General features: G+C 43.6%; 15 protein-coding genes, 1 tRNA gene and 1 CRISPR repeat array. Of the genes, 4 read left to right on the forward strand and 12 right to left on the reverse strand.

The genetic code is table 11. From position 1 onward, the window contains the following. Positions 1–64 precede the first annotated feature (64 nt). Positions 65–3,424: a Swt1 family HEPN domain-containing protein gene (locus ACEW9J_RS02335; protein WP_373543539.1), complete on the forward strand. Its 3,360-nt coding sequence runs from the start codon at positions 65–67 to the stop codon at positions 3,422–3,424. Between the two features lie 4 nt (positions 3,425–3,428). Beyond that, positions 3,429–6,962 (forward strand): helicase-related protein, encoded by a 3,534-nt coding sequence (locus ACEW9J_RS02340; protein WP_373543540.1) that lies wholly within the window; start codon positions 3,429–3,431, stop codon positions 6,960–6,962. Continuing rightward, positions 6,963–7,210: a CRISPR direct-repeat array (repeat unit 34 nt; unit sequence GATCAACGCCTATCGGCATTTCATTGTGATGCAG). It begins immediately after the preceding gene. Positions 7,211–7,464: 254 nt separating this feature from the next. On the opposite strand, the gene cas5 is transcribed toward ACEW9J_RS02340, so the two are convergent. From cas5 to psaC, 10 genes are all read right to left on the reverse strand, one after another. Continuing rightward, positions 7,465–8,103, reverse strand: a complete 639-nt coding sequence (gene cas5, locus ACEW9J_RS02345; RefSeq protein WP_373543541.1) for a type I-MYXAN CRISPR-associated protein Cas5/Cmx5/DevS — start codon at positions 8,101–8,103, stop codon at positions 7,465–7,467. Positions 8,104–8,110: 7 nt separating this feature from the next. After that, positions 8,111–9,031: a type I-B CRISPR-associated protein Cas7/Cst2/DevR gene (locus tag ACEW9J_RS02350; protein WP_373543542.1), complete on the reverse strand. Its 921-nt coding sequence runs from the start codon at positions 9,029–9,031 to the stop codon at positions 8,111–8,113. A gap of 1 nt (position 9,032) precedes the next feature. Next, a complete protein-coding gene (gene cas8a1, locus ACEW9J_RS02355; protein ID WP_373543543.1) occupies positions 9,033–10,505 on the reverse strand; it encodes a type I-MYXAN CRISPR-associated Cas8a1/Cmx1 in 1,473 nt (490 codons plus the stop codon). Beyond that, on the reverse strand, positions 10,486–11,142 hold the full coding sequence (gene cas6 / locus ACEW9J_RS02360; RefSeq protein WP_373543544.1) for a type I-MYXAN CRISPR-associated protein Cas6/Cmx6: 657 nt from the start codon (positions 11,140–11,142) through the stop codon (positions 10,486–10,488). Before cas6 ends, cas8a1 begins: the two co-directional genes overlap by 20 nt. Positions 11,143–11,253: 111 nt before the next feature. After that, on the reverse strand, positions 11,254–12,213 hold the full coding sequence (locus ACEW9J_RS02365; RefSeq protein WP_373543545.1) for a TniQ family protein: 960 nt from the start codon (positions 12,211–12,213) through the stop codon (positions 11,254–11,256). A gap of 10 nt (positions 12,214–12,223) precedes the next feature. Continuing rightward, on the reverse strand, positions 12,224–13,903 hold the full coding sequence (locus ACEW9J_RS02370) for an ATP-binding protein (protein WP_373543546.1): 1,680 nt from the start codon (positions 13,901–13,903) through the stop codon (positions 12,224–12,226). Then, positions 13,890–16,124 carry a Mu transposase C-terminal domain-containing protein gene (locus ACEW9J_RS02375; RefSeq protein ID WP_373543547.1) on the reverse strand — a complete coding sequence of 745 codons (2,235 nt, stop codon included), beginning with the start codon at positions 16,122–16,124 and terminating at the stop codon, positions 13,890–13,892. Before ACEW9J_RS02375 ends, ACEW9J_RS02370 begins: the two co-directional genes overlap by 14 nt. Before the next feature lie 10 nt (positions 16,125–16,134). Further along, a complete protein-coding gene (locus tag ACEW9J_RS02380) occupies positions 16,135–16,959 on the reverse strand; it encodes a TnsA endonuclease C-terminal domain-containing protein (protein ID WP_373543548.1) in 825 nt (274 codons plus the stop codon). A 127-nt stretch (positions 16,960–17,086) separates the two neighbouring features. Further along, positions 17,087–18,961 (reverse strand): glutamine--fructose-6-phosphate transaminase (isomerizing), encoded by a 1,875-nt coding sequence (gene glmS, locus ACEW9J_RS02385; RefSeq protein ID WP_373543549.1) that lies wholly within the window; start codon positions 18,959–18,961, stop codon positions 17,087–17,089. A gap of 259 nt (positions 18,962–19,220) precedes the next feature. Further along, positions 19,221–19,466 carry a photosystem I iron-sulfur center protein PsaC gene (gene psaC, locus ACEW9J_RS02390; RefSeq protein ID WP_295620893.1) on the reverse strand — a complete coding sequence of 82 codons (246 nt, stop codon included), beginning with the start codon at positions 19,464–19,466 and terminating at the stop codon, positions 19,221–19,223. Between the two features lie 205 nt (positions 19,467–19,671). Here psaC and ACEW9J_RS02395 point away from each other — a divergent pair, with 205 nt between their 5' ends. Then, positions 19,672–20,022 carry a DUF6464 family protein gene (locus tag ACEW9J_RS02395; RefSeq protein WP_373543550.1) on the forward strand — a complete coding sequence of 117 codons (351 nt, stop codon included), beginning with the start codon at positions 19,672–19,674 and terminating at the stop codon, positions 20,020–20,022. Between the two features lie 187 nt (positions 20,023–20,209). Here the strand turns inward: ACEW9J_RS02395 and ACEW9J_RS02400 are convergent. Together ACEW9J_RS02400 and rplS are read right to left on the reverse strand one after the other, a co-directional pair. Further along, positions 20,210–20,282 (reverse strand) — tRNA-Trp (locus ACEW9J_RS02400). Positions 20,283–20,402: 120 nt separating this feature from the next. Then, complete coding sequence (rplS, locus tag ACEW9J_RS02405) at positions 20,403–20,765, reverse strand: 50S ribosomal protein L19 (RefSeq protein ID WP_373543551.1); 363 nt, start codon at positions 20,763–20,765, stop codon at positions 20,403–20,405. A gap of 247 nt (positions 20,766–21,012) precedes the next feature. Between rplS and ACEW9J_RS02410 the strand changes: the two genes are divergently transcribed. Beyond that, positions 21,013–21,540: a glyoxalase-like domain protein gene (locus ACEW9J_RS02410; protein WP_373543552.1), complete on the forward strand. Its 528-nt coding sequence runs from the start codon at positions 21,013–21,015 to the stop codon at positions 21,538–21,540. Positions 21,541–21,674: the final 134 nt, after the last annotated feature.

Consider the following 21,674-nt stretch of genomic DNA (forward strand, 5'->3'; position numbering starts at 1 on the left):
CTTTTGGTGCGTTACCCCACGGGATAACACACCCTACAAATCTATTATTTAACTATTATTTAAAATGTCAATTAGCAATCACGATCGCATTACCAAAGCTCTGCAACTACTCAAAGAAGGGCTATATCCATTCGTCGAACGGGAAATGAAAAGCGTCCACGGAGATCGGTGGATGAGCGCGGCTAATGGTTGTTTGCCAGATAGTTATGTTGTCCGCAAACAGGTGGCGGATGTGTTGCAGGAAGATGTATCTGCATTGCTGATTGTGATGTGGGAAAAGTGGAATGAGGTGTTTAAGACAACCTTGGGGAGAACTGAGAGGTCGATCGTTAGCGAACTCCGCACGGTTCGTAATGATTGGGCGCACACTAAACCTTTTTCGTCAGATGATACCTACCGCGCCCTCGATAGTATGGCTCGTCTGCTGTCGGCAATTTCGGCACCAGAAGCGCAGGCGGTGGAAGTTTCTAAACAAGATCTGTTGAGAATTCAGTATGACGAACGCGCTCGACGGGAAGTGAAGAAAAATAGTAGCTCGATGGTGGGTACGCCCCAGGCAGGTTTGAAGCCGTGGCGAGAAATTGTTACACCACACCAAGATGTTGCCAGTGGGCGTTATCAACAGGCGGAATTCGCCGCCGATTTGTGGGAAGTATTTCTCGATCGAGGTTCGGATGAATATCGACTCCCGACAGAATTCTTTCAGCGTACCTATCTGACGGCGGGTTTACAACAGCTATTAACCAACGCTTTAACCCGTTTGAGTGGTCGCGGTGGCGATCCGGTGATCGAACTCCAAACTAACTTTGGTGGTGGTAAAACTCACGCGATGCTGGCTCTCTATCATCTGTGTATGGGCATTCCCGCAACGCAGTTACCAGGGATGGAAACGGTATTTGCATCGGCGGGAGTGACGGAAACACCCCAGGATGTGAATACTGTTGTCTTAGTTGGTAATAAAATTTCGCCTGGACAGCCGATAACTAAAACCGATGGGACTGTAGTTAATACCCTCTGGGGTGAAATCGCTTGGCAATTGGGAGGAAAAGACGGCTATGCGATGATTGCTCAAGCGGATAAAACTGGTACTAACCCTGGCGATACACTCAAAGATGTATTCGATCGATATGCACCTTGTTTGATTCTGGTCGATGAATGGGTTGCTTATGCGCGGCAATTGCATGGCGATAACGATCTCCCAGGCGGCTCGTTTGATACTCACATTACCTTTGCCCAAACTCTGAGTGAATCTGCCAAAAATGCCGATCGCACTTTGCTGGTAGTTAGTATTCCCGCTTCAGACATCGAGATTGGTGGCGAACGGGGGCAAGAAGCTACTGCACGGATTAAAAACGCGATCGGACGGGTGGAATCGCCCTGGCGACCTGCTTCGGCGGAGGAGAGCTTTGAAATCGTTCGCCGTCGCTTATTCCAACCTCTTGATGGCAATAACTATGTGATGCGGGATGCGGTGGTACGCAGTTACTTTGAGATGTACGTGGCGCAAAAGACCGAGTTTCCGAGTGAATGTGCGGAAGTCAGTTATAAAAATCGGTTAACCCAAGCTTATCCAATCCATCCCGAATTATTCGACAGACTGTATTCCGACTGGTCGAGTTTGGACAAATTCCAGCGCACTCGTGGCGTACTCCGACTGATGGCGAAAGTAATTCATACCCTGTGGGAACGCGACGATCGTAACTTGCTAATTATGCCTGCAAGTATTGCGATCGATGATGCTCAAACTCAGTCAGAATTGACTCGGTACCTCGATGATAATTGGATACCAATTTTAGAAAAAGATGTCGATGGTGCCAACTCTGTACCCGTCCAACTCGATCGGGAACAGCCCAATCTGGGACGCTATTCGGCTACCCGCCGCGTCGCTCGGACGATCTATCTCGGCTCTGCACCCAACTTTCGATCGAGTAATCGGGGCATCGAAGATAAACGGATCAAACTGGGTTGCGTTCAACCAGGCGAACCTGTGGCTGTGTTTGGCGATGCACTGCGGCGACTGAGAGAGAAAGCAACCTATCTCTACACGGACACCAGCAATCGCTACTGGATTTCCACGCAACAGAATGTTACTCGTCAAGCACTCGACAGGGCTAGCCAGATCCTCGAAGATAAGGAAGATATTTGGGCTGAAATCATCAAACGACTCAAACAGGATAAAGAACGCGGAGAATTTGCCAGCATTCACATCGCCCCTCAATCTGGTGCTGATATTACCGACGATAATTCTACAGGTGTCAAGTTAGTCATTCTCCATCCCGATCGATCGCACATCACTAGATCCGATGATAGTCTCGCGCTAACTACAGTTCAGGAACTCCTCACCAAACGCGGCACCAGTCCCCGCTATTACAAAAACCTATTAATCTTCCTCGCGCCAGCCTTACCGCAACTCCCACCATTAGAAAAGTCTGTCGCTGAATATCTAGCATGGGAATCGATCGTCCGTGACAAAGAAACGCTCAATCTAGACGTATCTCAAAGCAATCAAGCTACCAGCAATCGTGACAAGCTCCACAAAGAAGTTGATAACTTTATCAAAGAAGCTTACCAATGGATGCTCGTACCAGAACAACCGAATCCGCAAGGTGCAATTGAATGGGAAGCAGTGCGACTACAAGGAAATGAATCCCCGATCGTCAGAGCTAGTCGTAAACTAATCCATGAAGAACGGTTAATTACCAACTACGCACCCAGCAACCTCCGACTCACCGCCCTCGATCCTTACTTATGGAAAGATACCAACCACATTAATCTCAAACAACTGTGGGATTATTTATCAACATATACATACCTACCCCGACTCAAAAATAGTGAAGTTCTGCGCCAAACTATTCAAGCTGGCGTAATCAATATCTTGTGGCAGGAAAACTATGCCTACGCTACCGGATGGGATGAAACTAAACAGAAATATTTAGGGCTAAAAGCTGGAAAGGGTGATATCCAAATTCAGATCGATTCTCAATGTTTGATTGTCAAACCAGAAATTGCGATCGCACAACTTCAAGCTGATGAAATATCTAATGCAACGCTCGTTGGCGGAGCCTCTCCTCTGGAGAATCGTTCATACATCTCCCCACTACCAAATAGCCCTAGCGCAACCGAAGATCGAGAGAATAGTGGTGGTTATCGATCGGATGAGAAAGTATCGATCGATAACATCAAAATTCTACCGAAACGCTTCTATGGGACAGTCGAGCTAGCCGCTGAAAGAATTAATCGGGATGTCCCAATGATTGCCGATGCAGTGATTCAACACCTGACCAAACTCAGCGATACCAAAGTCAAAATCACCCTAGAAATTCACGCGGATTTACCCAGTGGTGCAACTGATGATGTTGTGAGAACTGTTCTCGAAAACTGCAATACGCTCAAATTTATCACTAAATCTTTCGAGCAAGAGTAGTAGTATGACCAGACTAGAAGACCTGACCCGCAGTGCGATCGTTAGTGGTATTTTACCCAACCAAAACGTCACAATCATCGACGTAAAATGGCACGGTAGCGACGTTGTGGAATTAACTTACAAAGACCATCAAGGTCATCCCCACGTTACTCTTAAACTGCGAGATGATGAAAGTACCATTAACATCGTTACCGAGGGCTTACCGTGGAGTTTCGATGGAGATGGTGGCTTACTACGACTGGTATCGGAAGCCCAACGGATTAGGTTAGCTCATTTATTCGATCCATTGTTAGCGGTTCATACGTCACTAGTAGATCCTCTCCCCCACCAAATCACCGCCGTCTACGGAGAAATGCTCACCCGTCAACCGTTGAGATTCTTGCTTGCAGACGATCCAGGTGCGGGTAAAACGATCATGGCTGGGTTACTGATTCGGGAATTATTAATCAGGGGCGATCTGCAACGCTGTTTGATTGTTTGTCCTGGTAGTTTAGCGGTTCAATGGCAAGAAGAACTATATCAAAAATTTCATCTCAACTTTGAGATTTTAAGTAACGATCGAATCGAATCAGCCCGAACGGGTAATCCCTTCGATGAAATGCCGCTCGTAATTGCCAGACTAGATAAACTCAGTCGGAATGATGACCTTCAGGAGAAACTAAAACAGACTGATTGGGATCTAGTTATCTGCGATGAAGCGCATAAAATGTCGGCTTCTTTCTTCAATGGCGAGATTAAAGAAACTAAACGCTACAAGCTGGGTAAGTTATTATCCAGCCAGACTCGTAACTTTCTATTGATGACTGCCACCCCACATAATGGTAAGGAAGAAGATTTTCAACTATTTCTAGCCTTATTGGATGGCGATCGATTTGAAGGTCGATTTCGAGATGGGGTTCACGTTGCTGACACTAGCGATCTGATGCGACGGTTAGTAAAAGAAGATCTATTGAAGTTTGATGGTAAACCGCTATTCCCCGAACGTCGCTCGCATACTGTCGCTTATCCACTGTCAGACTTAGAAGCGCAACTATACCGCAAGGTGACGGAGTACGTGCGAGAAGAATTCAACCGCGCCGAAACACTCACCAGTGAAGGTAGAAAAGGTACCGTCGGCTTTGCCCTGACGATCCTCCAACGCCGATTAGCTTCTTCACCTGAAGCGATCTATCAATCTCTCCGCCGCCGGAAAGAACGACTCCAAAAACGGTTGCGTGAAGAAGAAATACTCAAACGAGGGCATAATTTAGAGCTAGAGTTTTATCCATCGCTCGATCTAGAAGATATCGATGATGATTTTGAGGATATCGCCAGTGAAGAACGAGAACAAACCGAATCAGAAGTAGTCGATCTCGCCACCGCAGCTCGAACTATTGCCGAACTTAAAACAGAAATTGCTCTGCTCGAAGAACTAGAAAAACTAGCTCTCAAAGTCCGTCGTAGTGGTACCGATCGTAAGTGGGAAGAACTCTCCAGCCTGTTGCAAAATCAGGCAGAAATGTTTGATGCTGGTGGATATCGTCGCAAGTTAGTCATCTTTACCGAGCAGCGGGATACACTCAACTATTTAGTCGAACGGATTGGTAATTTGCTGGGTAATCCCGATGCAGTCGTAACTATCCACGGCGCAATGGGTAGAGAGGATCGCAAAAAAGCGGAAGCTGGTTTTAAACAAGATGTCACAGTTCAGGTATTAGTCGCTACAGATGCCGCTGGAGAAGGGATTAACCTGCAACGGGCGCACCTAATGGTAAATTATGACCTACCGTGGAACCCCAACCGCTTGGAGCAAAGATTCGGACGGATTCACCGGATCGGACAAACGGAAGTCTGTCACCTATGGAATCTAGTTGCCGATGAAACCAGGGAAGGGGATGTCTATCGATCTCTCTTAGTCAAGCTAGAAGCCGAACAGAAGGCTCTCGGCGGTCAAGTATTTGATGTCTTGGGTAAAGCGATCGCGGGTAAGGAATTGCGAGAATTGTTAATCGAAGCAATTCGGTACGGTGAAGAGCCAGAAGTAAAAGCCAGACTCGATCGGGTAGTAGCAGACAAATTAGACCACAATCGACTTCAACAACTGCTCGAAGAACGGGTACTGGCGCGGGATGCGATCGATGCCTCCAAGGTGCTGAAAATCCGCGCTGACATGGAACGAGCGCAAGCCCGTAAACTTCAGCCTCATTTTATTGCATCCTTCTTCCTAAAAGCATTTGGACACTTAGGCGGCACTATTCGTCAACGGGAATCCAACCGCTATGAAATTACCCACGTTCCATCTAGTATCCGCCAGCGAGACAGACAATGCGGTATTGGCACACCATTGTTACCCCGCTACGAACGCATCTGTTTCGAGAAAGAAGCGATCTCTATGTCAGGTAAGCCCATCGCTACTTTTGTCTGCCCTGGACATCCATTATTAGACGCTACCTTAGATTTAATCTTAGAAAAATACCGAGACTTACTCAAACAAGGTGCCATCCTCGTCGATCCTAACGATACCGAGGAGACAGTGCGATCGCTAGTCTATCTAGATCATTCCATCCAAGATGCCCGTACCACCCCAGACGGGCGACAACGAGTGGTTTCCCGCCGGATGCAATATGTAGAAATTGATGAGACGGGTAACGCCTACAGTGCTGGTTATGCACCTTACCTAGATTATCGTCCGCTCACCGCACCAGAGCAACAACTCATCGCCCCGATCGTCAAAGATCTCGGACTACGACAAGATCTCGAAGATCGAGCAACCAGTTACGCGATCGCCAATCTAGTCTCACCCCATCTTCAAGAATTGAGACAGCGAAAAGAAGAACTAATCGACAAAACCCTCGTAGCAGTCAAAGATCGGCTCACCAAGGAAATTAATTATTGGGATTGTCGAGCGATCGAATTACACGATCGCGAAGTCCAAGGCAAAGTTAACGCCAAACTCAACTCAGCCAAAGCCAGAGCTAGAGCCGATGATTTAGCCGATCGAATGCAAAAGAGATTGGCAGATTTAGAGCAAGAGCGCAAACTGTCCCCACTTCCACCGATCGTTGTTGGTGGTGCGTTAATCATCCCAATCGGCTTATTGCAGAAATTACAAGGTGACACGCCAACAACTCCTAATCTATTTGCCCGTGAAACCAAACGAGTCGAATTAGCAGCCATGTCGGCCGTAATGACACGGGAAAAGGCTCTAGGGTACGAACCCAAAGATGTCAGTGCCCAGAAGTGCGGCTGGGATATCGAATCGTTAATCGCTGAGACAGGCGAACTCCGACTGATTGAAGTTAAAGGACGAATAGCTGGTGCGGAGACAGTTACGGTTACTAAGAACGAGGTTTTAGCGGCTCTGAACAAACCCGATCGTTATTTTCTCGGATTAGTGCGGGTATCTCCACTCACACCAGATGGGGAGATGGGGAATGAGTATGAGTGTCAGGTTCGGTACGTCAATAAACCTTTTGCAAAAGAACCAGATTTTGGGGTAAGCAGTATCAACTATAAATGGCAAGAGTTGTGGAATAAAGGAATAGAGATGACTGAGTAGAAGTAACGCCTGTTGGCATTTCATTTTGATGCAGATCGATAGGTTTTTACACAACATGCACACCTTATTTTCGATCAACGCCCATCGGCATTTCATTGTGATGCAGGATTAGATTTTCCAGGTACTCAAGGGCGGATAAGTTGTGATCAACGCCTATCGGCATTTCATTGTGATGCAGATGTGATGCTACGGGGAGGTTCTAAGCGCGGAATGTGATCAACGCCTATCGGCATTTCATTGTGATGCAGGGACAGTCGCTAGAACGTTTAACCAGTAGTGCTTCATCATCAATTTTACAAGCACCTCTGACGATCAAACCATCAATTCTCAAAAATTTACTAAAATTAGTTAAACTATGACTGCTACAAGCTTTTTGCCGACTAGATTGCAACGATTTTCAAGCACCCCACACTAAATCTAAAACTCCATAAATCTTACTGGGACAATGGTATAGGTAATTTTTCATCAACTTCTGCTCTCACAGACACAGGTGCTTGCATTTTTAATCAGTCTGAATCTGTGTCCAAGAAAGTGCTGGCGGCTCCCAATTAACAGATTTTATCAATTTATACCGCAACCAACGAGTGCGTTCAGATCCTAATCGATCGATCCAATAAGGTAGAGTTAACTCCCCATATTCAGACTGAGTGAGCCATGTTAGCGATCCTTGCTGACTATTTTCAATGAATATGTCGATCGAGTTTACCAAGTCGCGACTCTCACCCAAACAAATATTGCCAAATCTGACGACCGAACTTGGATCTGTCATTGCCTGGTGAAGTCGTTCGGCAAGATTGGGTGAGGATTTATCTGCTGTTGCATCGATCCAAACTACAAATTTAATCCCTGTCAACAACTCTTGATAATCTGGTTTAGAGTTCTTCACTGAATTAATATCTCCAACTTTAAACCTGCGGACTTTGCGAATAACCCTGGATTTAGCCGTTTCCGATCGCATTGCGATCGCTAATTTCACGCCACAATGCCTGAATCTATTCTCCTCGCCAACTGTCGATAATAACATTCCATAGACGGTTGAGGGTGGAGGTACTGGATAAGTAGCAATATACTCTCTCGCTCTAGAATCGCGAAAACAGGCAATCGGGACTTCTACTTGCAAGGCAATTTTATTAATTGTCATTAGCTAATCACTTTGGCTTTGCCTCTAGTTCCAAATCCCTTTTTATTACCTCTTTTAAAGCATTAATGGCTGACAAACTACCAGGGAAAAGATGTGCGCCAAGCCTCTCTAATCCCTGAGATAGTTGACCACCAATCCAGAGTTCTTTTGGATTAATATCCCCAGATTCCACTCTGTAAATTAGATCGGGTAACGATAGCTGCTCTTGTTCATCTTGCTCGAAACAGTATAGAAGTCGAGGGTTCAGATCTTGAGTCCAGCGCAGCACGATATTCGTAGGCGCAAAATCAAACAGAAATCTTCCATGATTTCCAGCCACCTTATCAATACCGACTAAGCCATCTAAAACATCCAGAGTGCGAAATTTGTCTCGCAGATACTCAGGTGATAGACAAAAACCATACTGATAATAGGTTGCATGTCGTTCTACAGCATAGAGGGAATTGCGATCTTTTACACCACTTCTAGCATTAAAAGTAACATCGCCGTGAAATGGTCGAGTCGAAACAGCCGGAGTGACATCAAGTGCCCCACGCCGTTTAACCGCTGTACCAGGTTTTGGCTTGCCTTTAGCTCGACCTTTAGCTGGGATTGGCGGTACTTTAGGATCTTCCTCCGCATCATCTATTTTTGCTGCTTCTGCGTGCATAAAGCCCAGAATATCGTCATCAAGATATTTGTCTGGATCGAAATTAGGATCTTGCCATTTAGACTCTAGTATGAGCGGATTCCAGACCCGATTTACTGGCAATCCTTGTCGTTGCCAAGTGTAGCGTAATGACCAGCGAATAGCCTCAGCAGAAACCGTAGTGTGCGTTTCGCCATGCCATAGGAGTTTTTGTAATTTAGATACATTTCTGTCATTTTCTCCAAGATTGTTAGCTGCTACGCCATAAGCAGTCAGGATATTACCAAAAAGATTAAACATGTCAAACCTCCGGTTCTGTAATGGCTGTTGATGGATCTTCGGCTGGAAGTTCATCGGGATCGGGAAGTTTTTCTTCCCCTTTGTAGCTAGCCAGTGCCAGGAAAAACAGACTTTTTGCCATTTTCCAGTCACTTTGTCCAGTTGTCAACGGTAATAGTTTTTGCCAAGAATCTTGTAAAATTTCAATTTTTCCAGCATTTGCCCAGAATGAGTTGATGAAGTCACGAAAAGCTGCGGCATTGTGACATCGCTCTAAGTTCGATATCAGTTGAATGACTTTTCGCTCAAATTGCGGATAGTAACCCTCTTTTGTTTTTCCGCCAATTTTACCAAAAGTTATCCTCAAACCTTGGTGACAAGCTCTAACAAATAGTTCTTGTGACTCAGTATCCCATTCAGTTTTTTTTACCATATCATGTATTCGATCTTGACGAAATATAATAGCTGAGTATGCTTTTTTATGAATAAAAACATCCGCAAATCCCCACCACCAAGGTTTTCCTCGAATGAGATTTTCTCCAATAAATTGGGAAAGGGGATCGTCTTGTCTCGATTCCGCACAGAATGTCCGATAAAGCTCTAAACGTTGAGTCTCGATCTCGATCGTCTCGGCTGCTAGACGAGTTTGCTGCTGTTTTGACCAAGTAACTTTACCAAAAGGAATTACTAGACATCTGTGAATCTCAGCTTGAGACTGCTGATTGACGACAGTTGTTTTTAGTAAGAATTTTAGTGCTGCGTCAGACCAGCCGTTAGCCCAATAGTGGAATGATTGCCGATCGCATTTCTCTAAATTGATTACTTCAGGTATGATTATGCCATTCTGTACCTTCTGCTGCTGCCAATTGGACGAAATCGATACATGAGCGCAAGCCAGTGGAGCAAATAACAATGCTAAAAAGTACGGTAAGCTCTCAGAAAATTGTGTAGTTGCTTTTACTAATTCATGTTGAACGGTGGCACCTGGATAGATCCAACCCGTAATTTTAATCGGTTTGGACTGAAGATTACCATGTCGATCGCAGAGAAATTTAGTCGCTTTTTGATGCTCGTAACTAGCACAGGATCTATATTGTATCTGTCGATCGCCCTCCTCCCTGACAACCTTACCAGCAGATTTAAAAAACTGATGGTGTTGTAGAAAACTGTTTTGCAAGCCTCTGTGGATAGCAAGCTTTTGGCGGAAATCCATCGAATGCTCAATCGCGGGGAAGTAAATCAGCCCATCACTATCGATCTGAAAAGACTGTGAAAATAGCCATTGCAGTGCATCTATATCTTTTCCTGTCCAGTCCAACTCGATAGCTTGTGCCGTCAGCGACCAATTTAGACAGTGAGGTGGCTGGAGATTAAGCTGTTGCAGATATTTTAATTGGACGAATAAACCCGCTACTCCTGCACGGTGGAGAAAGGTCATGCTTGGATCGCGAATATCTAGGTGAATTTTAGCCATCTCAGGGAGTAAATAAGCCACAACCCATTTTGCGCCTACCCCCAACACCTTGCTGCTGCAATAGTAATGAATCTCGATCGCTAAGTCCCTCGACTCTGACGGCAAAACCCACGACTTTTTTGTTGTGAATTCTGACAGTTCGACATCTCGGCTGACCATCAGAGCGAGTTAAAACCCGAACTTTACCGACAATCTCCAATCGATCGAGATGATTCTGTGCTGCTGTCTCTAATGTACTTGCATCTAAAAAACCTTTGATAGTGACAATTCGAGCATCTAAACTCTGAGACGGCACAATTAGTTCTAACTCAGGAATGCCGAGATAGATTTTGTCTTGGTGAATTTGAAGAGTTTTTCCAGCAAGTTTGTAGATCGATCTAGACAGATCCAGCGGTAGTCGAATCTTCAATACAGAATCAACATCGATGTTTAATCGTTTGGAGTAAGCCCCACTGAGCTTTCCATTAATCCCAAAGATACCAATCGAGTTGGACTCATGAAATTCTGGAATTATCTGGGAAATACCGCCATACAGAGGATGTGCGTGATCTACCCCGATCGATTGCCCCTCAACCGGAAATAAATAATCGCCGAACTCTTCACTACAGGATCGGTAACAATCTCGCTCTTCTGAAATGCGATCGAGGAGAATAGTCATACTTACGAGATTTTACTAAGCTTGACGTTATCAGTACTTGGTTGCTATTTTAAACTATATTTTCATGCTGAAGTACCTTAAACTTGTTTGTTGCTTGTTTTTGTACACTAACTAATGTGAGATCACAAAATCAGTAATTGAGCCAAAAAGATATCTGATAATTAAAATATGCGCTACTCGATCGATCTTTGGATCTAAATCTCCTGCGAACAAGCAATGAATGAGGTACTTACCCTCAGTGTCTACAAAACGAGGCTCAATCCAGTTCAAACATTCCTCACCATAAAAATCATGAAAAGATTGGAAAAGCTCCCGTTCATCAAATTTAAACTCTCCCCTGAGTAGTTTTTTGACCGATCCTCGTTTGCACAATTCAGCAATATATCGATCTCGCAACCACCTCATCCCACGGAAATTAATTCTCGTATCTACTAGCCCGACTAGATCGGTTGCTATCTCAAGTAGACGTTTGAGACTGTCTGGAGCAAGTTCTGACTGCTCTATATCAACAATGCAATTTTCATGGCTAGCGGCATGATAGTGAACACCATGACTATCTATCAGCACACTACTGTCGAGCAGCAAAATTCGATGTTGAGTGCAGATTATCAATCCTGGAATCTGATGGAGCCGATGCCAGTATGGTTCTCCGTATTGTTCAATTTCTGCTGTTAAACACAGAGGGCAGAATTTTAAGTGTTTTCGGCGATCGCTAGTACTGTCCAGATCGACTCTAGCTTGCTCCAGTATCGAGCCACTACGTTTCTCGATCGTTGCAGACTCTAATTTTCTTGTCTCGATCGGGGTTAAAAAGGCAGCATAAAATGGATATAGAGTATTATGCTCCATTAACGATCTCACTCTATAGTCCGAGATATGAGCTATTTGTTTGACCAAACCCTTTAAGTTATTAGTCAAAGTGACTCGACAAGCTTGCTGAGAAGAGTAGCCAAATAAATCTAAATCGGTTTGTCGAAAGTTTTGATTGCCACTACGGATATGGTATCTAGCCAACCCACTATACAAAAGCTCATCGGGGTATAGACACGGAAAAGAAGCGAGAGCACACATAGCTAAGATCTCAGTTGATGTATTCAGCGACTGGATCACAAATCAATCCTACCGATTTGATGTCTTCGTAGGCAGATGTGTTACTATCGATCGCCTTAGCAACAATTTGGCGTAGATCATCTTTTTGATAAGCGGGTTCTACCTTTTTCTTCTTTGGTTGATGTTGTTGTTTGACTAATGCTGAAGTATGGCCAGTAGATCCTACCAAAGAGAGTTTATAAGCTTGCTTGACCAGAACACTAATATCTGCTTCAGCTTTATTATTCGTTATTACCTGTTCTGCACATTCTTTTGCTACATGAGGAGAGACATCTAATTCGAGCAATTCTGCAATTGTCGCTCTTAATAGATTAGAATCAATCTTCCGATCCTGTAGCTGTTTATTTTTTCTCAGTGTTAATTCATGGATTTTCTTCAGACATTCCTGCTCATATGCCAAAATATTCAGTGGAGCAATATCCTTGTAGCGTAACATTTCCTTCTCATCATTATTCCGTATTGCTGCTAGCATTGGCTTCAACAAGTGTAATCCGTCATTTGCGACTTGCCTAATCAAATCTACAGAAATAGCTTCATCACCATCTAAAGCAATACTTCGACATTGAACCATTCTAAATAATTTAATTGCAATATCAATGATACCTTGAGTTTCATCGTAGAAAGCTTCTTCTAGCGCAGTCGATAGCTCCACCGTCTTTCTTGTCCATTGATATTCCCATAAGTTTTTAACAAATAAGTCCCACTCATCATCATCTTTCTGCATTCGATCCCAAATGACGCTACCTTCGCCTGTGCCTCTTCTGGCATTGCGGAAATTACCCTGAAAGATCGGTAATGCCTCATTCGTTCCAACTTTAATGACTGGCACACCGATGATGTTATCCATCTTAACGAGGAAGTTTAGTAAGTCATCCTTCCGTCTACGCGCATTTACTAGATTTTGCATTTCATCGATGACGAGCACTCCCAAGTGATGAGTGTTAGCAAGCTGTGCAACTTGAGCTAGCATCAAGTCTTCTGTATGATTACGGGAACTGAATTTTGTATGATAAGTTGTACCCAATAGTTTATCTATTGCCATAAATATATCGGTACACAATCCCTTCAACGAACCAGCGTGAGGACAATCAACTTTTAGCCATACTATTTGATATGTACTTAATTTAGGATGAAAAATAACTTGATCGTAAAGTGAAAGTATCTTATGTAAGTTAGTTGATTTACCCATGCCAGATGGCCCAATTAGTGTCAACCCTGACGCAGAAGTTGGCTGACTGACATACCTCTCTAGTTCTCTACCACTAGAATTCTCAATCGCTCCATAAATTTGTCTAGATCTCAATGCAAAAGTAGGCTTTAATGGATTACGGGCGAGATAGCCTCTTTTTATTAAAATGCTAATATTATTATTCAGCTCGATCGTTTTACCCTGGGGATCAAAGTAGCTTGATAGTCTCGCTACACAATGAAACCGTTCCGATTTATTTAGATAAACTTCATCATCGCTATATTCAGGCTGTTCATAGACAAGATCTATGAATTCTTCGTTATCGAATGTGGGTGGTAGTGCCTGAATTAATAAGTTTTCATTATATTCTCTCAACTTTTGATCGATATAGATAGCTTCAACACCCATATGTTTTCGATCGAGATTTTGAGAAGCTATTATTTTGTCATCAGTTATTTTCACGTTTATTCTTCTCTCTTTTTGCTCTTAATAAATTAGTATAGTTAGGTTGCAGAGACGGTTTAGGTGAAATTGAGCTGGATTTATCTGGGTCTGTCTTCGATGAAATTTTACTACTGTCTTTTTCTTTAGGTGATAAGTCGAACGATTCTTCTTCACGGCGATTTTCTTTTTCAATACTTCTATTATCTCGAATCGCAGAAGTTCTTGCCCGTTTACTCATGGTGGGATCTTGAACAGCATTAGTCATATCAACTGCTCGATCGACAATCTTTTCAATTTCTATATTCAAATCTATTGTTTGTGGTAACTCACGATTTACGCTTTTTTGCCGTTGCAATTCCTCTTCAGCAAATAAATACTCAATATCATACAAGTTTTTATTCTCATATTTTGATTGTGACTCTATTAAAATACATTGAGTGAAACTACGACCATCTTGAGCTGGAATGTAAATATAATCAGTTTTCCGAGGATCGTAGGAAACTTCTAATTTCTTTTCTGCTCTAGATAGAGATCCAGCTCTAGCATTAGAAAACCACATCTCTCGTACTGCTCGATCGCAAGTATAGTAAATACCTTTGAATTTAATTCCTTCCTCCATGATAGTGGCATTTCCTCTCGGCATTAAATTAAGTTTAATAATATCGGGATCTAGCGTTCTAAGTCTGCCTGAGCAATGGATAATTCCCCATTTCCACAATTGGGCGGGAATAGGTAAAACTTCATCTGCGATCATTTCTACTGTTCTTGGATAATCCTTCAGCATATGTTGGTTATTATGATGCAGAATCATTTGAATAATAATCTGAGTGAATTGGTCTAGATCGAGCTTACTATCTAACCGATAATCACGGCCACCTCTCTGATTAAAATCTATATCAACCGCTCCAGGGATAAAAGGCTTTACTTTTTCATTGATAATCCGAAAGCGTCTCTCCACAATACCTTTCCAATCGGGTCTAAATGGTGCTGCATTTTCAATCTTAATATTCAGATTTTGAGTTACTATATTTGCATTTTTGCTAATTAATTCACCACGATCTCCTAAGATAGCATCTGGTAAATGGTGACAAGGCCAATCATCTTCGGAGATATCGATTCCATATTGCTGGCAATATTCAGTCTTGTCCATAGCTGTGTTTGCTAAAGCCATCATCATCCCTAACCAAGATGGCCCTTCTAATCCAACATAGACTCCAGTAATCATCCGACTAAATACATCAATAACGACATAAATTACTGGTCTACCAATAATCCATTTGCGGTTGTAACTAGAGACGAGGTAAACATCTCCTACGGTTGCATCTACTTGATAACGAGAACCAGGCCCAATTACCTCTGCGGTTGAATTACCTGTAATGGGACGGTAATTTTGCAGATATTCTCTTTTTCCAATTCGAGTGCTGATCTTTTTTTCTACGTTCTGCCCATACTCTAACTCGTACCAATACTTAAATTGCCTCAATGTGGGTATTCGATCTTGGATTGGGATAGCCCCGTGTAAGTAATCATAATTAGATAAATCATCTTCACAATAGTATTCTTGGATCATCTTTTCATATGCTGCCACCAACGATCTTTTCTTAGAAGTATGATAGAACTGAGAAATTGCGACTCTGAAGGTCATCTTTGTCTCTTCCGTCACATTAATTCCAATTCCTATATCAGGATCGTTAGCATATTTCCTGGGTCTGCCTCTTTTTATATCACCTGCGACCTTCTGTTTGCCTTTACCACCTGAATTTCGATAGTCTGGTAATAATGCATTTACATTTTTACCTCTCTGCCAGTATCTTTTAAGATATTTATATACGCTTGCTATTCTCGGTCTATCATTACCTTCTTGGATTGCATGATTTTCCACAGCCTGTTCGATTAGAGAGCCTCGTTGATAACGATTGTAGATAAGTGGTTCTTGACCCACAATCGGTGAGATTATTTTCCAAGCAGTATCTCTAAGCAATTTCTCTTTTTCTGATAATTGTTCATCTACAATTAGTCTAGCCCAAGGATCTTTCTTTACTACGATAGCAGCACTCGATTTTATAGCATCTGCTATTTCATTAATGAACACTTGTCTAGGAAGTGATTTCTCTTCGTTGATGTCAATCAAGAATGCAATTTCATAGCTTTCGCTAATCCATAGTACTCTGTCGATTCTCTTATCTTTAGTGTCAGAGAACCATTCGACTAGATTATTGACAAATAAGTGAGTAGACATGCTTCTATTTCTAAATATCAGCTTTTTTGAATTTTAGATCTTCAGTTGATAATGAAGTTAGTGCCTTTTGATTTGACATATTAACTAATACTAACTTATTTGCCAGAAGATGTTTGAATAAGTAGAGTGAAGTCCCTGCATCAACATTCATTTCTACATCTAAATCCTTCGTGATTTTACTGACGCTCGAACTAACTGTCTCTAGTCTTGACTTCAATGTTGCACTTAAATCATAAAGGTCGTCCTTGTTCATTCCCTGATTTTCCTCCAGCCGATAAGCTGAATGAATCCATTCAATATTTTTTATCGTTAATTTAGGGAGATCTTTTTCCGTGACTATTTTCCAGTTAACTCCTTTGCTGGTATAGTAACGCCGCTCTATTTCTAGTTTCAGTGCGGTTCGTTTATCGTTCAAGCTTTTGGAGGGTTTAAATGTTCTTGCCTCATCAACCCTTTTACCATCACGGATGACGGTTAGCAAGAAGTCAGTAGTCAATACATAGGGGGCACCACTTTTTGGATCTTTAGGATACTCAACCCCCATCTCTTCAGCAATCTTGAAGCACAACTCTCGATCGAGTAATGGAAACTGCTCTCGAATATCAACGATCCGATCTGACCACTCAAATAAGTAGTACAGCCGTGTCTCCCCGTCAGACATGAAGTAGTGTGCTCGATTGGTCTTCCATCCTAAATCTCTCGACACGCGACCGCTAGAAGAAAAATCCGAAACCTCAATCCAAGGCTTGTAGTCTCGACCACTTCTCTGTCCTCGACCTTCCTTCATGTATCGATCTCGTTTCTCCTCTGTCCAATCTCTTTTGCTTCTGGGCATAAAAAATCTGCATATGATATTTCCATATACAGACATTATACGCGACTTTATTAGTTATTACGCAACTTTATTAGTTATTACGCGACTTTATTGTGTTTCCACAATCTGTAAAATGGCTTTCTCTGAACTATTCAACAGTTACAGATTTTGCAAGGTTACGAGGCTGATCTACGTCTAATCCGCGCATTGCGGCAATGTGATATGACATCAATTGCATTGGAATAACTGTTAATACTGGTGATAATAATTCATCGACATCTGGCACAGGTAAAACCTTGTCAAATATTTCCGCTGCATCCTTATCACTTGCTGCAACTACCCCATACAAATGTGAATCTCGCGCTTTGGCTTCTTGGGCATTTGAAATCGCTTTTTCGTATACCTTCCCTGGCATGGTAATCGCAATTACGGGTACTTTAGCATCGAGGAGGGCGATCGGGCCGTGCTTCATCTCGCCAGAGGGATAGCCTTCGGCGTGGATATAGCTGATCTCTTTGAGTTTTAGGGCACCTTCAAGGGCGATCGGGAAGTTGATGCCGCGACCGAGGAAGATGGCATCGTGGGTATCGAGGAAGCTATGGGAGAGTTCTTCGATGTATTTTTCTTGGGTTTCTAGGATGACTTCGATTTGGGATGGGAGGACTTTCAAACCAGCGATGATTTCGGATAGTCGATCGACGGTAATAGTCCCGCGACGATGGGCAAGGTCGAGCGAGAGGAAGTAAAACGCCATCAGTTGACCCATGAAGGTTTTGGTGGCGGCTACGCCGATTTCTATACCTGCGTGGGTGTCGATCGCACAATCGACGACGCGGGTGATGGCACTATCGGTGCGATTGGTGACGGCGAGGAGGCGGGAGTGGTATTTGGGATCTTTGTCTTGGCGGCGAGATTTTTCGATCTCGACGGCGGCTAAGGTATCGGCGGTTTCACCCGATTGGGTAATGCCGATGGTGAGAGTATTGGGAACTAGTGGTGGGGGTGAGTAGCGAAATTCGGACGCATATTGAATCGCGGTGGGAATTTGGGCGAGTTCTTCGATCAGATATTTGCCAACCATTCCGGCGTGGAGGCTGGTGCCACAGGCGACGATTTGGATGTTTTCGAGATCTTGGTAGATGGATGCGGGTAAATCGAGTTTAAATGGGGATTTACTACTTGCTGGTGTCCAGTCTAAATCTAGATATGCTTCCAAGCAAGTACGAACTACGGCAGGTTGTTCGTAGATTTCTTTTGCCATGAAGTGGCGGAAACCTTGTTTCTCAACTGCAATAGGATTCCAGGTAATCGTGCGCGGGGTGCGGTTTACTTTCTCGCCTGCGAAGGTATAGACTTCTACGCCGTCTCTGGTGAGTCGTGCCATCTCCCCATTCTCTAAGGGTAGGATGGTGCGGGTATATTGAACGATCGCGGGTGTATCAGATGCACAAAAATATTCACCTTCGCCGATGCCAATTACCAGGGGGGCTTGCTGTCTGGCTAAAACTAGTTCATCTGGATAGTCGGCGGAAATTACCGCGATCGCAAATGCCCCAGATAATTTGTGGACGGCTTGTTGCACTGCTACCATCAAGGTGTCGGCACCATCTGCAAAACATTGAGCGATTAGATGAGGGATGACTTCGGTATCAGTTTCCGATCGAAATTCATGTCCTTGCTTTTTTAATTCTTCGCGCAGTTCGCGATAGTTTTCAATAATACCGTTCTGCACCACCGCCAGCCGTCGCTGGGTATCTGTGTGGGGGTGGGCGTTATATTCTTCTGGCTTACCATGCGTTGCCCAGCGTGTATGTCCAATGCCGATGGGTGAGTGGCTCGTTGCTAATTCTATTTTCTCGCGCAGGTTGTGCAGTTTACCTTTGGCGCGAATACAGTCGAGATTTCCTTCAACAATGGTTGCTACCCCAGCGGAGTCATAACCTCTGTATTCTAGTTTTTCTAATCCTGAGACTAGAATGGATTGGGCTGGTTGAGTGCCAATATAGCCAACAATTCCACACATACAGTTTAATTCTCCCGCAACGGCTAGCTTAGTTTTGGTGTTTTCATGGCAGACTCACTACTGTTGAGCTTGACATCACTTTACTACTATAGTTACCCAACTGGCGATCGAATATAACAACCAATGCGAAAATCACTAAAAATTTCGATTCATGCCCTAAAACCTAAAGCCCAAAGCCTAAAGCCTAAAGCCTAATTCCCTAGTGACTAGTGACTAAAAGCAGCATAATGCACTCTTAGTCTCCAGTCACAACTGGGGATTAGTAGGCTAAACCCATACTGCGAGTGGTTTCCGCACCTAGATAGACACGGATACTCAGGAAGTCTGTCGGGCAAGCAGTTTCACACCGTTTGCAACCGATACAATCTTCCGTGCGTGGTGAAGAGGCAATTTGTTGAGCCTTGCAACCATCCCAGGGTACCATCTCTAATACATCCGTAGGACAAGCCCGAACGCATTGAGTACAGCCAATACAGGTATCATAAATTTTGACGCTATGAGACATAAACGATCTTCCTCCCAACGATAAAGCTTTAGTTTTGCTAAAACTTAGAATCAAAGCTTATTTTACCGCAGGCTCTGATGCTAGTTATCAAAAAGGCTACATAAGTTAAAGGTTATTAACTTATGGCTGGAGTTAGGTTTTCTGAATGAGAATTTAGTCCTAAATAAGCGTTAAAATAGGGTTCGATGCTCATCATGGAGATTTAATGAGGGAAGCAGAGTCTTTACTCACCGAAGTAATTTTGACCCAGTCGGAAGAAATACTAGCTAAAATCCAGTTGGATTGGACTCCACAACCAGGTAACTATCTCGATGTAGATGGCAGGACTTATACTGTCTTGGAACGTCGTCACCGTTATCACTTACAGTTTGGTCGTTACAAGTTAAACAAAGTTGCTGTGTACGTACAATCGGCAATTCGCCCTGACGAACAGAGTCTAGTCGATGGTCAATGGATAATTGGTGATGCTACTTGTCAGTATAATGCTCGATCGACCCTGCTTCGCTGTGCAGTTCGTCCGCTCGGCCCCTGTGAAGGCTGTAAGGATAGGCTTTAGGTTTTAGGATTTAGGATTTAGGTTTTAGGCTGTAGGCTGTAGGTTTTAGGCTTTAGGTTTTAGGCTTTAGGCTTTAGAAATCTAGATAGCGATCGATGACTATCTTCATGTAAAAATATGACCTTACATTAGTAGAGCCTACCCTCTTTGTATTTAACCTAAAGCCTAAAGCCTAAGACCTAATTTACGCGCCCTGGAGGACTTGAACCCCCGACATTTGGTTTTGGAGACCAACGTTCTACCAACTGAACTAAGGACGCATGTATGTTGCTAGAGTGATATTCCTGACCCTGCAACTCAGTATAGTATAAAACTGAAGTTTATGGTCAGGACACTCAAAATTAGTCAAACTTGCCGTACACAGTAGCAATCGATTATCCTTACAAGGGACGATCGAACCGCTGTTTGACACGAGTTGCTTTACCGACACGATCGCGAAGATAAAACAGTTTCGCGCGACGGACTTTACCACGACGAATTACTTTGACGCTATCAATTTTGGGTGAGTGCAACAGGAATACCCGTTCCACGCCAATACCTTGAAAGACACGACGAACAGTAATAGTTTCGTTGATTCCACCGTTACGAGTAGCAATAATGATGCCTTCGTAGGGCTGAACCCGTTCTTTGTTACCTTCTTGAATTTTTACGCCCACTCGGACGGTATCGCCCACGTGAAGGGTAGGCAGATCGGATTTTAGATATTCCGCTTCGATCGAGCGAATAATTTCCTGAGCTTTCATGTGGTTTGAAAAAATTCACAGAACTCTTATCATACCAGACGAACGTGCATTTGTCTAAGATTGTCTTTTATTCGCTCGTAGATCTTTACCCCACCCCAGCCCTCCCCTTATAAAGGGGAGGGAGTAGGAGCAATTTGGGCATCGCTCTTCAATCGAAATTAGGCTAATGGCTGAATTTCGATCGATTCAGTGACAGTTTATTAGTCCAAACTGTTAACATATACCTAATCCTAGCCCTATCGATTTTATGCCTCTAGATAGCCTGTTCTCGACCCAAGGTATCATGGTGATGCTTCTTGCAGCCTACGCTGGGGCGATGTGGCTGTTTCTCTCTAGTGCCCCCAAGGTATACACGGTGATGGTGTCCGATCTCCAAATTGCCCAGGATTTGTATGAAGGATTGTTGAATCTGCCGATCGCTCAAATCCCGTTGCACTACTATTATGACTACGAGCAGACGATCGGGACTGCGGGTATCGATCCGATGTATTTAGCCGCTCCCATGGGTAGAGCCAGCGTCAGAGGGATGAAAGGTTCGGAAGGATTGTGGTATCAACTCAAGAAAAACTCCCAACTACACGTTATCACTGGGACTAGTCTGGGTGAAAAAAATCGCCAGCGACACGTTTGTTTCGATCGAGAGTGTCTGGAACAGATATTGATGCGGATTCAAACTCGTGGTGTCAAGCACAAAATTCGGAATGAGAAGCCGCTAAACTTTTTGGTTAAGGATTATGATGGTCGGACGATCGAGATGTCGGAAGCAGCAAATTAGGCAGTTGATAGTTGATAGTTGATAGTTGATAGCGAAATTGTAAGAGTAAATCTCTATTGCAATCGAAATCCCGTCTTACCCCCCCAACTCCCCCTTATCAATGTGGGGCTCTACTCCCTCCCCTTAGAAAGGGG

This window comes from Chamaesiphon sp. (assembly GCF_041737865.1).
In the GTDB taxonomy this organism is placed as follows: Bacteria; Cyanobacteriota; Cyanobacteriia; order Cyanobacteriales; family Chamaesiphonaceae; genus Chamaesiphon.